Origin of the sequence: Mesorhizobium sp. M2A.F.Ca.ET.067.02.1.1 (genome assembly GCF_004023285.1) — a bacterium.
GTDB lineage: Bacteria > Pseudomonadota > Alphaproteobacteria > Rhizobiales > Rhizobiaceae > Mesorhizobium.
Window position 1 is genome coordinate 1 of sequence record NZ_RZSB01000111.1, and the last position, 11,423, is coordinate 11,423.

Consider the following 11,423-nt stretch of genomic DNA (forward strand, 5'->3'; position numbering starts at 1 on the left):
CCTTCAGGATTCGAGGGCCATCTCGGCGACAATGAAGCGATCTACCGCTTCGTCGCCAGCTTCGCGACCACGACCGAGGAGATCGACCGCCTCGGCCAGTTGCTCGGCTGAGCGTCCTGCCATGACCAAGCCGCCGCTCGGCTCGACGACGCGGCTGGTCCACCAGGAGAGTCCTTCACGCTCCGCCGCAGCTTCAAAAGGAAGGCCGGTAGCTGGCGCACCAATAAAAAGCGGCGCCTCGCGGCGCCGCTTTCGTCTCGGGATAGAGACGTCGTCTGGGAAAAGTCCGCGGATTACGCGGCCGCTTTCGCCTCGATCTGCTTGGCCTTGTCCGAGGACTGGGTAATCGCGATCTTGCGCGGCTTCAGCTCCTCGGGAATGTTGCGCTTGAGGTCGACGAAGAGCAGGCCGTTCTTCAGCGTGGCGCCCTCGACCTCGACATGGTCGGCGAGCTGGAAGCGGCGCTCGAAAGCGCGCGAGGCAATGCCTCGGTAGAGCAGCTCGGAACCCTCGCCATTGCCCTCTTCCTTGCGCTCGCCCTTGACGGTCAGCACGTTGCGGTGGGCTTCGATCGAGATTTCGTCTTCCGAGAAGCCGGCAACGGCCATCGAGATGCGATAGGCATTCTCGCCGGTGCGCTCGATGTTATAGGGCGGATAGGTCTGCGCGGTCTCGGGCTGGCCGAGCGAGTCGAGCATGGTGAACAACCGGTCGAAGCCGACGGTCGAACGATAAAGCGGGGAAAAATCAACGTGACGCATGAGGTGTTCTCCTGTTGAGCAACATGGTTTGCGTGTGACCCGGTGCGAAACCCTCGAAAGGCGTTCCGGATAGGCCAGCGACCCCGACAATCGGCGGCCGCAACCTTTATTTGGGAAGCTCAAAAAGCCATTTCAAGGTTTTTTCAGCGCCGCAATGCGGCCAAGTTGATGAACGGCGGATGAACCGCAGCTTCGGCATCCGTTCAGCCGCTCGGCGCTAGGCTTTGGTCAAGTTGGAGCAATTCCCAAGAGAAGCGCGAGGCGCTTTCCGACCGGAATTGCGTCAAGACAAAGAGACAAGCGGCGCCTTTTCCTGGCGCTGCGACGAGGCCGAACCGGGTGCAACGTCCCTTCCTCCCGGATCGACAGAGGCCGGAAGTGCGCCGCAGGCACTTCCGGCCTTCCCATTTCAGGGCGGTTGCGTAAATCCTCGCGGCGCCTTTGCTTTTGCCGCCTGGCCGTCTATCACCATGCCGACGCCTTGCCCGCTCGGGCAAAGAACAACCAGCGACTTGCCGAATGACGGATTTTTTCCATCTGACCGAGGACAATCCCGCGCCGCGGAACGCCGCGAGCGGCTTCTTCACCACGCCCGACGGCAAGAAGATCCGCTACGGCGTGTTTGCAGCCGTCGCTCGGCCGCTGCTGGGCACGGTGGTTCTGCTGACCGGACGCAACGAGTGCATCGAGAAATATTTTGAGACCATCCGCGACCTCGCCGATCGCGGCTTCGGCGTCGCGATCTTCGACTGGCGCGGCCAGGGCGATTCCAGCCGCCTGCTGCGCGACCGCCAGCGTGGCCATGTCCGCAGCTTCCGCGACTATGCGCGCGACCTCGAGCAATTCTTCGAGGAGATCGTGCTGCCCGACTGCCGCGGCCCCTATTATATCCTCGCCCATTCGACCGGGGCGGTGATTGCGCTGCTTGCCTCGCCGTCCATGGTCAATCGGGTGCGGCGCATGGTGCTGCTGGCGCCCTTTCTGGAGGTGCCGGACATGCCGGTCTCGATCGCCACCGTGCGGCGCGTGTGCGCAATCTTCTGCGCGCTTGGCCTCGGCTGGCTCTACGCGGCGATCGGTCCACGCCCGAAAGTGCCGCCGGCTTTCGAGGTGAACAAGGTGACTTCCGATCCCGAGCGCTACCGCCGCAATGTCGGGATCTACGAGGCCTGGCCGCAGCTCGCGCTCGGCGGCCCGACCATCCGCTGGCTGAAGGCCGCAGCCGCGGCCGCGGAAGCCGTCAGCGATCCGGATTTCATGGCAAGGGTCAAGGTTCCGATGCTGATCGTCGCCGCCGGCGCCGACCGGGTGGTCTCGACCAAGGCCGTGGAAGCCTATGCCAGGAAATTGCGCGTCGGCTCGCTGTTGATGATCGACGGCGCCGAGCACGAAATCCTGCAGGAGAGGGACATCTACCGCGAGCAGTTGCTCGCCGCCTTCGATGCCTTCATTCCAGGCACCGGCGACGCTCCCTGAACGCGCCCGATCAGCCGCGCAGCGCCGCCATTGCCGCGGCGTGCAGCTCCGGCGTCGCCGCAGCCAATATATCGCCGCCCTTCTCCGCCGGGGCCCCTTCGAAAGTGGTGACGACGCCGCCGGCCTTCTCGATGATCGGGATCAGCGCGACGATGTCGTAGGGCTTCAGGCCCGGATCGGCGACGATGTCGACACAGCCCGCCGCCACCATGGCGAAGGCGTAGCAGTCGGTTCCGTAGCGGGCGAGTTGGACTTTCGTTTCGAACTGGTCGTAGCGCTTGCGCGCTTCGCCCTTGAAAAGCGCCGGCGTGGTCGTGAACAGCGTCGCTTGCGCGAGGTCGGTGGTCTTGCGGGTCGAGAGCCTGCGCGGGCCGCCCGGTCCTTCATAGTGCGAGCCGGAGGCGTTGGCATAGAACAGCTCGCCGGTGAAGGGCTGCGACATCATGCCGGCAACCGCGTCGCCGTCGGCGGTCAACCCGACCAGCGTTCCCCAGACCGGAAGGCCGGAAATGAAGGCGCGGGTGCCGTCGATCGGGTCGATCACCCAGACATGCCGGCTGGTGATGTTCTGGCTGCCATGTTCTTCGCCGAGAATGCCGTGCTCGGGATATTCGGCGGAGATCAGCGCCCGGATCGCGCGCTCGGCTTCGCGATCGGCCTCCGTGACTGGGTCGAAGCTTCCCGCCTCCTTGTTGGCGACCACCCCCTGGCTGCGGAAGCGCGGCAAGGTTTCCGCTGCGGCGGCATGCGCTATGCGCCGCATGAAATCGGTGCTGATATCCAAGTCGCTCTCCCCATCGCGGCTCTTGCCAGCCGCTCTTTCTCGCAGAACAGGCGCGCTGAATACCGGTCAGGCGCCCGCTTTATGTTGCCTTAATGCCACAACTGAACCGCCGAAGCGGAATTTCCACATCATATTGAATTAAAAAATCCAGCTGTCGATTGACATTTGTGCGCCGCACAATAATTTTGTCGTCGGACAGGTTTTCCTGTCCATGCCCTCCTTGGGCGTTTCCTCCCTAGACTTCGACCGTGTCGTGAAAACGATGCGGTCTTTTTTTCGAGCAATTCGAGAAAAGCGCGAAGCGGTTTTTCCGTCCGGAATTGCGTTTATTAAGAACTCGGGCGCACCGTCATTCCGCCGCAAGCGGCAAATCGACGAAATGATGATCGGGCATCGACATCAGATCGGCCGAGAAGCGGGTCAGGTCGCAGGCCAGGGCGTCGAAACCGGCCGACTTCTGGAACGTCCGCTCGTCCAGGTAAAGCCCGCGATTGACCTCGATTTGCAGCGCATGCAGATGCCGCGCCGGTCGGCCGTAATGCTCGGTGATGAAGCCGCCGGCATAGGGCTTGTTGTGCGCGACCGTGTAGCCCATGCCGACAAGCAGGCTGATCGCCATCTCGGTGAGCGCCGGCGAGGCCGAGATGCCGAACCGGTCGCCGATGATGAAGTCGGGCCGAACGCCATTGTCGCTGACGCGGATCGAGGCCGGCATCGAGTGACAGTCGATCAGCACGGCATAGCCGAACCTGGCATGCGTCCTGGTCAAAAGCCGCTTCAGCGTCTCGTGGTAAGGCTTGTACACCGTTTCGATGCGCGCGACGGCCTCGGCCAAAGGCAGCCGGCCGGGATAGATGTCGAGCCCCTCGCCGACCAGTTTCGGCACGGTGCCCAGCCCGCCGGCGACACGCGCCGAACGGATATTGCAGAAGGACGGCACCGGCTCCGCGAACATGCGCGGATCGAGTTCCCAAGGCTCGCGGTTGACGTCGAGATAAGCGCGCGGAAAGTTCGCCGCCAGCAACGGCGCGCCGAGCGGCACGGCGCCGCCGAAAAGCTCCTCGACATAGCAGTCTTCCGACCGGCGGATAGCATTGCGGTCGAGCCGCGCCATAGCCAGGAACCGCTCCGGATAGTGGCGGCCGCTATGCGGGGAGTTGAACAGAAAAGGGACGCGCTGCTCGGCGCCCGATCGGATTTCGAAGGGTGGAACGACCGAAAAATCCTCGGCTGCCGTCTTCAATTTTTATGAACCAGGATGAAGCACTGCGTCATGACGCAAAACTTGCCACCTTGCGCGCGGCATGTCCAGCATTTCAGGCGGCAAAACCGCGCCGCGAACCGCATCTGGCATGCCCTTCATTCACTTGATGTTTACCGGCTCCATCTCATATACAGGATGGTTAATGGCCTAGCCCGGCGGCAGGCTTGGGGCGGGTGATTCGGACGGGACATTATGGCACGCATTCTGCTGGCGGAAGACGATGACGATATGCGCCGCTTCCTCGTCAAGGCGCTGGAACGCGCCGGTTACCAGGTAAGCGATTTCGACAATGGCGCCAGCGCCTATGAGCGGCTGCGCGAAGAGCCCTTCTCGCTGCTCCTGACCGACATCGTCATGCCGGAGATGGACGGCATCGAGCTTGCCCGCCGCGCCACCGAGATCGACCCCGACCTCAAGGTGATGTTCATCACCGGCTTCGCCGCCGTCGCGCTTAATCCCGATTCCAAGGCGCCCAAGGACGCCAAGGTGCTGTCCAAGCCATTCCACCTGCGCGATCTCGTCAACGAGGTCGAGAAGATGCTGCAGGCGGCCTAGCCGCCTCCGGCCCGGATCGGGCCCTGCATCGGCAGGCGCTTCGCCGATGCGACAAACGGAAGCCGTCTTTCCACATTCCCGCTATTGACGTGCCGGATCAAAAGTGGTGTATGCGCGGCGTCGGATGGGCGTGTAGCTCAGCGGGAGAGCACTGCATTGACATTGCAGGGGTCACAAGTTCAATCCTTGTCACGCCCACCATCCTTTCAATAACTTAGCTAAGCCCTTGTGCCGTGTGGCACAGGAATGGCACAGAAACCTCCCGACGGGTGTGAAAAGCGCGCCGCCGGGCACGACAGCGGTGCGCACCGGGGTTTGGGGATGTGCTGTACCGGCCATGCGGGTTGGCTAGGTGGCAACCGTTTCCTCCCGCTCACGCAATCTAGAAGGGTATTAGCAATCGCTCAATTAGGCTGAGCGACCGCAGGCACCTGGGCCTAAGGCTCAATCACTTCGACTTGGCCCCTAACCAACGGATCCTAAGAAATTTCCTAGAGCAGGGCACTCAAGGAGCGATTCTCCAGATAGATAGCCACCCGTGTGGGGCGACCTCGTTGGAAATCGCCATGGGCAAGGAGTATCCGTTTTCAGAAGCCACGCTGGGCGGCAAACTGGCCGCCTGCACGGGCTTGTCGGTCCACTGCTTCGGCTGCCAGCGCCGCGCGGTTCTTGACGTCGCCGCGCTGGCCAGGCGGTTCGGCCCGGACCAGCCCTGTCTGCACTGGGATCTGCTGAAAATCATCTACTGCCACGAGTGCCGCGCCGCCGGCCGAGACGATCGGAACCTGCAGTTCACGAACCACGCCGTGATACTGGAACACCGGAATGGCTGGACGCCCTGTCCGTAAAGCCTAGGGCACCCTCACGGTGAGCCGGCGCCGTTAAGCGTCGTGGCAATCGACACAAACTGGGCATTTAGCGCGCCGCCCAGTGAGGTTGCCCCAACCATGATTCCCAAGGCGATAAGCGCTGCAATCAAACCATACTCGATGGCCGTCGCTCCGGAATCGTCACGTAGAAAACTCGCTACCCGTTGCATCTTTCATAAGCCCTGACTTCCGATCACGCACATATGAGGGCTATCTAATTTAGATAGGGTGAACGGACGCCCCAAATTTTTATCCATCGAGAAACTGGCCGAGGCGCCAGCTTAATGAGTGCCAGTTTCCCCTAGTGCCCAAGGGCCAGCTCCGTCGCCGCTGGTACATCCGCAGTCGGCGACGGAGGCCGGGAGCGGCCCGGCAGGCTGACGGGGTAGGCCAGCAATCACACCGGGCCTGACCAGTGAGGGCTCGGACTCAAAACAACTCACCGGCTAACGAAGATATACGGCCGTGCTGAACTGCATGGCATATATCCATAAGGAGGAAGATGGGAGTAGGCTGGAGTTTCTGCAGTCTGCGGGCTGTTGCCTTGCTCCATTTTGGGACCGAAGTGGTGGCATCCGTCTTGCACCCGGTATCCTGCAACAGCAGAGGATGTCGTAAATGCGGCTATCTACTCAGCCCGCGCGAAGGCAAGGATCAGCGAAATGCATATACTCGGCGCCGCTGCGGCTCGACGATGTGTAGATTAGCGACAACGGCGATGTGACTGTCTCGATTGTTGCTGACGACATCTACTCGAACAGATCCAAACAGCGCTATCAGATCACACTGGCCGAAGCCGAAATCGGCATTCTGTTCCGTGGCGCCAGCGGCTAATCTTCCAGCACCGATCTTCTGATGCCGGTTCCCTCGCAAGGGGTGCACCTAACTGTGCGCCCCGGGCAACCTTGCTGGTGAGTGCCGGCCGGGCAGCAGGTTCCGCCCGTCGTCTTCCACCGGCTGCATGCAAACACCCTCCCGCCGCCCTTGGCAGACCGGGCATGTCAGTTTTCTGAAGTCCACCGGTCTGGCGAGCCTTGTTAGAGGCCGGTGAAGTAGGTCGATATGCTAGCGCCTATCACGGCGAGGCCGATCATGAAGACCATAAATGCCTCAAAACCATTGCCGCGGTTACCGATTCTGTGCATTGCGCGCTCTCCCCGACGATCAGCCGGGTTCTAACGTGCTTCGCGTAAGAAGGTTGCGCTTGATTGACTCAGGCTATTTCCCCTCGAATTGCGCTAGGAGTTTGCCACCACCGTGTCGCGGCACAGATATGTTCGAATGTTTTTGCTCGGTTCACGTTCTTTTGCGGCAGATTCTGCAATGAAATCCGAGAACGCACTCCATTGACATAGCCGCGGTCACAAGTTCAATCCTTGTCACGCCCACCATCCTTTCAATAACTTAGCCGTCTCCGCCACTTTCTGGCACAGGAACCCCGTTTTTCGTTGCGTCCGACGCTCACGGTGTCGGAAGCAATCTCTCGGGACGCATCCACCAGCGCCACTGTTGCCGCTGTGTTACAGCGCACCCCTGAAACCCGTGCTATCAACCCATGGATGCAATGGCGGACCGGAGCGATAGGCGGGTTATGAGGACGGCTCTACTCACATCGGCAATGCTTGTTGGGTTTTGTTCGTCAGCCTTTGCCGCCGACGCATTGTCAGTCGAGCCCTCGTCCTACAATTGGACAGGCGCGTATATTGGCGCAGTGGCCGGGGTCAATTTTCTCAAGGGTGATGTGAGGATTCCCAATGACGATCCCAGCGGATATGATGGCGACAGCACATCGGCATCGATTGGCGGCCAAGTAGGCTACCAGTACCAGTTCGACAACAATTTCGTTGTTGGAGCGGAGGCCCGTCTGGTTGCCGTGTTCAACAAGAAGACCGTGCCGACGATTGACAGTGAAACATTCGAGACCGCTGCCGATTGGCAGGGCGATATCGTCGCCAAGGCCGGATACGCGATGGGCAATTTCATGCCCTATGTTAAGGGCGGCGTGGCCTTCCTGCACCTGCACGAAACCGGATATAGCGTTCTCGGTTTTGGAGATACCAAGTTCGACCGGACTTATACCGGCTGGACGATCGGTGTTGGCGCAGACTACGCGCTCAATGACAAATGGGTTGTCGGCCTTGATTACGCCTACGCGCATTTCTCGGATCATAATTTCGAAGAAGACAGCGTGTTGGTTGGCCCAACATTCGTCAAGCCCAGCACCCATACGGTTTCGCTGAGCCTGAACTACCGCTTTTGACGTCACGTGAATCGTTGCGGGCCGCCCATCGGTCGGCATGGCTTTTTTGCCTCAGTGGGAAAAATTCTCTCGCCTGAGCAGCCCGTCGGTCTATCCGCTTTTCTACCCCAGATCCCCTTCGAACATCACCAGCGTACGATTCGACGCCTTCAGCGCGAAGCGCATGGCTTCCTCATAGGCCGGGTCGGCGTAGCAGGCCTTGGCAATGTCCAGCGACGGAAATTCCACAAGCACCATGCGCTTGGCGTCACGCGCCTCGACGAGCAGCGGCGGCTGCTTTGTCGTGTTGGTGCGTGCCTGGTATTTTTCGCCGATCGGCTTCCAGAGCCGGGCATATTCGGCCTGCGCTTCCTGGTCCGAAATCTCGGTTCCGACGATGAGCCAGTATCCCTTCACGCCGACGCGCCCCCTTGCCGATTGCGGTCCTACACCATGAACTCGCCGCCGTTGACGTGCAACAAATGTCCGGTGACGAACTTGCCCATGTCCGATGCGAGATAGAGGCAGGCATTGGCGACGTCCTCGGCGGTCCCCAACGTCCTGAGCGGCACCGTGGCTCTCACATGCTCGTAGGTCTTCTCAAGATCGGGATACCACGCCGCGTTTCGGTCGGTGTCCAGCCATCCAGGCGCGATGCTGTTGGCGGTCACCCCGTCCGGCCCACATTCCAGCGCCACGGCCTTCGCCAGGCCGTGCAGCCGTGCTTCGCGGCGACCACATGCGCCCTGTTTGCCAGCGGGAAAAGGGCGTCCGTGCCCGCCATGTAAAGCAGGCGGCCATACTTCCTCCTGCGCATGTGCGGAAGCACCGCCTGGGTCAGGATGAAAGCCGATCCGAGATTGGTGTTCATCACCTTCTGCCAGTCCTGAAGGGTGATCTCCGCGATCTGCTGATGCGGTCTTATCCCGACGCAGGATACCGCGATGTCGACGCCGCCGAGTTCCGCGACCGCCCATTCGATCAAGGCGTTCATGGCAGTCTCGTCGGTGCCGTCGCAGACGGAGGCCACCGCCTCGACGCCTAAGGATCGCGCCTCATCCGCCACGGCCTCGATCTTGGCCAGATCGCTGCCGCCGGTAATCACGATGTGCGCCCCCGCTCGAGCGAACGCCAGGGCGACGGCCTTGCCGATGTTCTGGCCGGCCGCGGTAATGACCGCCACCCGCCCCCTCAAGCCGGGAACTTCCATCTGCTCACCCGTAGTCCGCCTTGGTGCAACGCGATTTTGGCAAGCGAATACAGGTTTGCCGGCGGAACGCAAATCGCCGCGGGGCGATCGGTTCAGATGCCGGCCGTCGCCAGCAGGCTCTTCATCCTCGCGGAGGCAAGATCGGGATCGGCCAGCAGGCCGGCCTGGTCGGCTAGGCGGAACACGTCCGCATAGTGGCATATGCCGCGCGCCGACTGCATGCCGCCGATCATGGTGAAATGGTCCTGATGCCCGTTCAGCCAAGCCATGAAGACGATGCCGGCCTTGTAGTATTCGGTCGGCGCTTCGAAGATTTTTCGCGACAGCGGCACGGTCGGCGCCATCAGCGCGTCATAGCCGGCCTTGTCGCCTTCAGCCAGCTTCGCCAGCGCGGCATTGGCCACGGGCGCGATGGCGTCGAAGATGCCGAGCAGCGCGTGCGAATGCCGCCTGCCGTCGCCGGCGATCAGCTCCGGATAGTTGAAGTCGTCGCCGGTGAACATCACGACACCCTCGGGCAGCCGGTCGCGCAACTGCACTTCCTTCTCGGCATCGAGCAGCGATATCTTGATGCCCTCGACCTTGTCTGCATGCCGCTCGATGATGGCGACGACCGTATCCAGTGCCGCGTCGAAATCGCTGCTGCCCCAATAGCCCCTGAGCGCCGGATCGAACATGTCGCCGAGCCAGTGCAGGATGACCTTGCCGGAGGCCTGCGACAGGATGCGGTCGTAGACCCGGGTATAATCGTCCGGCCCTTTTGCCACCGCCGCCAGCGCGCGGCTCGCCATCATGATCGCCTTGCCGCCCTCGCCTTCGATGAAGCCGAACTGCTCCTCATAGGCGCCGATGACGTCGTCGAGCGTTTTGACCGCCGCCGGCGCCAGGTGATCGGTCCCCGCCCCTGAAGCAAGGTCGGCGCCCGGCACTGTTCTGGCCTCGGCGACCGAGCCGCGGATCAACTCCTTGGCGCTCGCCCAATCGAAACCCATGCCGCGCTGAGAGGTGTCCATGGCCTCGGCGATGCGGAAGCCGAGCCGCCACAGATGATGACGGAACGCCATGGTCTTGTCCCAGTCGACCGCTGGCCGCGACCACGGATTGGTCATGGCGATGGGGTCGGCGACGACATGGGCGGCGGCATAGGCGATGCGCGAAAAATGCGCGTTCTTGCTCGGCTCGACCGGCTTGCCGACGAGCCGGTAGCCGATCTGGTCGCCGTTTGCCGCAGGCAAGATGATGTCCATGGAACTCTCCCGTTGCGGCTCCTATAAATGGAACGTTCCAATAAATCAAGAAGCTTTATTCTTGGGATTCGAGCCGGCAGAGCATAGTCCTGCCGTGGAGAAATGCTTGCATTGACGGGAGTTCTGAGCCACATCGATCAATTTTTCAAATCTCGCGGGAATCACGATTGACTCTGATTTGTAACGGTGATTAGAACGTTCCAATAAAATTCGCTCAAAGCCGTGGAGGACGGAACGAGGATGGCCAGCCGGGCCAAGGCGACGATCCTGGACATTGCCCGCGAGGCCGGCGTGTCCAAATCGACGGTGTCGCTCGTGCTGCAGGGCAGCGGGCTGATCCGGCCTGAAACCGCGGTCAAAGTGCGCAAGGCGATCGAGGATGTCGGCTATGTCTACAACCGCGGCGCCGCCAATCTGCGCAAGGCCCATTCCAACGTCATCGGCATGGTGATCAACGACCTCACCAACCCCTTCTTCGCGGAGCTTGCGGTCGGCATGGAGCGCGTCTTCCAGGCGGCCGGCGTCGTGCCCTTCATCGCCAACACGGCGGAGAACCCGGTGCGCCAGGAAGAGGTGCTGAAATCGATGATGGAGCAGGGCGTCGCCGGCCTGATCGTCTCGCCGGCGCGCGGCACCACGTCTGGCGCTTTCCGGCGCATCGAAGCGGCGGGCGTGCCCGTGGTTTTCGCCATGCGCAGGCTGCCAGAGAGCCGCATACCGGCGATCGCGCCCGACAATCGTCGCGGCGCCTGCCTTGCCACCGAGCACCTGATCCGCAAGGGCCATCGTCGCCTCGCTTTCTTCGGCGGCTCGTCCGACCTCGTCGTCTATCAGGAGCGTCTGGGCGGTTTCCTCGAAGCCTGCGAGGCGTTCGCCATCCCTGTTGCCGACCGAACGATCGTCGAGGGCGAGACCAGCCGCAAAGGCGGCATGGCCTGCCTGGAGACGGCGCTGGCAATGCCTGAACCGCCGACGGCGGCCCTTTGCTTCAACGACGCGGTTGCCTTCGGCGTCATGC

At 61.8% G+C, this 11,423-nt stretch carries 13 protein-coding genes and 1 tRNA gene; 6 read left to right on the forward strand and 8 right to left on the reverse strand.

The window, feature by feature from the left end:
* Nucleotides 1–293: 293 nt before the first annotated feature.
* A complete protein-coding gene (locus tag EOA28_RS11265) occupies nucleotides 294–761 on the reverse strand; it encodes an Hsp20 family protein (protein ID WP_042639398.1) in 468 nt (155 codons plus the stop codon).
* 519 nt (nucleotides 762–1,280) lie between these two features.
* Here EOA28_RS11265 and EOA28_RS11270 point away from each other — a divergent pair.
* Nucleotides 1,281–2,237, forward strand: coding sequence for an alpha/beta hydrolase (locus tag EOA28_RS11270; protein ID WP_127249801.1), 957 nt, complete (start codon nucleotides 1,281–1,283; stop codon nucleotides 2,235–2,237).
* 10 nt (nucleotides 2,238–2,247) lie between these two features.
* On the opposite strand, the gene hisN is transcribed toward EOA28_RS11270, so the two are convergent.
* On the reverse strand, nucleotides 2,248–3,021 hold the full coding sequence (gene hisN, locus EOA28_RS11275) for a histidinol-phosphatase (RefSeq protein ID WP_126081456.1): 774 nt from the start codon (nucleotides 3,019–3,021) through the stop codon (nucleotides 2,248–2,250).
* 349 nt (nucleotides 3,022–3,370) lie between these two features.
* The gene (locus EOA28_RS11280; RefSeq protein WP_189342011.1) at nucleotides 3,371–4,264 is read right to left on the reverse strand and encodes an N-formylglutamate amidohydrolase; all 894 of its coding nucleotides are present in this window, start codon (nucleotides 4,262–4,264) and stop codon (nucleotides 3,371–3,373) included.
* A 213-nt stretch (nucleotides 4,265–4,477) separates the two neighbouring features.
* Between EOA28_RS11280 and EOA28_RS11285 the strand changes: the two genes are divergently transcribed.
* The 3 genes from EOA28_RS11285 (at nucleotide 4,478) to EOA28_RS11295 (ending at nucleotide 5,688) form a co-directional block, all read left to right on the forward strand.
* Entirely contained in the window at nucleotides 4,478–4,840 is a 363-nt protein-coding gene (locus EOA28_RS11285) for a response regulator (protein WP_006199474.1), read from the forward strand.
* Between the two features lie 126 nt (nucleotides 4,841–4,966).
* A tRNA-Val gene (locus EOA28_RS11290) sits at nucleotides 4,967–5,041 on the forward strand.
* A gap of 365 nt (nucleotides 5,042–5,406) precedes the next feature.
* On the forward strand, nucleotides 5,407–5,688 hold the full coding sequence (locus EOA28_RS11295; protein WP_127249802.1) for a hypothetical protein: 282 nt from the start codon (nucleotides 5,407–5,409) through the stop codon (nucleotides 5,686–5,688).
* Between the two features lie 14 nt (nucleotides 5,689–5,702).
* On the opposite strand, the gene EOA28_RS11300 is transcribed toward EOA28_RS11295, so the two are convergent.
* Complete coding sequence (locus EOA28_RS11300; protein WP_127249803.1) at nucleotides 5,703–5,879, reverse strand: Flp family type IVb pilin; 177 nt, start codon at nucleotides 5,877–5,879, stop codon at nucleotides 5,703–5,705.
* Between the two features lie 1,448 nt (nucleotides 5,880–7,327).
* Here EOA28_RS11300 and EOA28_RS11305 point away from each other — a divergent pair.
* Complete coding sequence (locus EOA28_RS11305; protein WP_189342012.1) at nucleotides 7,328–7,969, forward strand: outer membrane protein; 642 nt, start codon at nucleotides 7,328–7,330, stop codon at nucleotides 7,967–7,969.
* Nucleotides 7,970–8,071: 102 nt separating this feature from the next.
* Here the strand turns inward: EOA28_RS11305 and EOA28_RS11310 are convergent, their stop codons facing one another.
* From EOA28_RS11310 to EOA28_RS11325, 4 genes are all read right to left on the reverse strand, one after another.
* Nucleotides 8,072–8,365 (reverse strand): DUF1330 domain-containing protein, encoded by a 294-nt coding sequence (locus EOA28_RS11310; protein ID WP_126081454.1) that lies wholly within the window; start codon nucleotides 8,363–8,365, stop codon nucleotides 8,072–8,074.
* 29 nt (nucleotides 8,366–8,394) lie between these two features.
* Nucleotides 8,395–8,619 carry an SDR family oxidoreductase gene (locus EOA28_RS38785; RefSeq protein ID WP_245463366.1) on the reverse strand — a complete coding sequence of 75 codons (225 nt, stop codon included), beginning with the start codon at nucleotides 8,617–8,619 and terminating at the stop codon, nucleotides 8,395–8,397.
* Complete coding sequence (locus tag EOA28_RS11320; RefSeq protein WP_189342014.1) at nucleotides 8,616–9,158, reverse strand: SDR family NAD(P)-dependent oxidoreductase; 543 nt, start codon at nucleotides 9,156–9,158, stop codon at nucleotides 8,616–8,618. The genes EOA28_RS38785 and EOA28_RS11320 overlap by 4 nt, the downstream gene beginning before the upstream one ends.
* Nucleotides 9,159–9,250: 92 nt before the next feature.
* Complete coding sequence (locus EOA28_RS11325; RefSeq protein WP_128314895.1) at nucleotides 9,251–10,405, reverse strand: dihydrodipicolinate synthase family protein; 1,155 nt, start codon at nucleotides 10,403–10,405, stop codon at nucleotides 9,251–9,253.
* Between the two features lie 240 nt (nucleotides 10,406–10,645).
* On the opposite strand from EOA28_RS11325, the gene EOA28_RS11330 reads away from it, so the two are divergent.
* A partial coding sequence (locus EOA28_RS11330) for a LacI family DNA-binding transcriptional regulator (protein WP_148670685.1) occupies nucleotides 10,646–11,423 on the forward strand: 778 nt, incomplete at its 3' end.

What these genes read in the sequence shown, in the direction of transcription:
- EOA28_RS11295 (WP_127249802.1), top strand. Translation starts at nt 5,407, where the DNA reads ATGGGCAAGGAGTATCCGTTTTCAGAAGCCACGCTGGGCGGCAAACTG.
- EOA28_RS11265 (WP_042639398.1), bottom strand. Translation starts at nt 761, where the DNA reads ATGCGTCACGTTGATTTTTCCCCGCTTTATCGTTCGACCGTCGGCTTC.
- EOA28_RS11325 (WP_128314895.1), bottom strand. Translation starts at nt 10,405, where the DNA reads ATGGACATCATCTTGCCTGCGGCAAACGGCGACCAGATCGGCTACCGG.
- EOA28_RS11320 (WP_189342014.1), bottom strand. Translation starts at nt 9,158, where the DNA reads ATGGAAGTTCCCGGCTTGAGGGGGCGGGTGGCGGTCATTACCGCGGCC.
- EOA28_RS11285 (WP_006199474.1), top strand. Translation starts at nt 4,478, where the DNA reads ATGGCACGCATTCTGCTGGCGGAAGACGATGACGATATGCGCCGCTTC.
- EOA28_RS11270 (WP_127249801.1), top strand. Translation starts at nt 1,281, where the DNA reads ATGACGGATTTTTTCCATCTGACCGAGGACAATCCCGCGCCGCGGAAC.
- EOA28_RS11305 (WP_189342012.1), top strand. Translation starts at nt 7,328, where the DNA reads ATGCTTGTTGGGTTTTGTTCGTCAGCCTTTGCCGCCGACGCATTGTCA.
- EOA28_RS11300 (WP_127249803.1), bottom strand. Translation starts at nt 5,879, where the DNA reads ATGCAACGGGTAGCGAGTTTTCTACGTGACGATTCCGGAGCGACGGCC.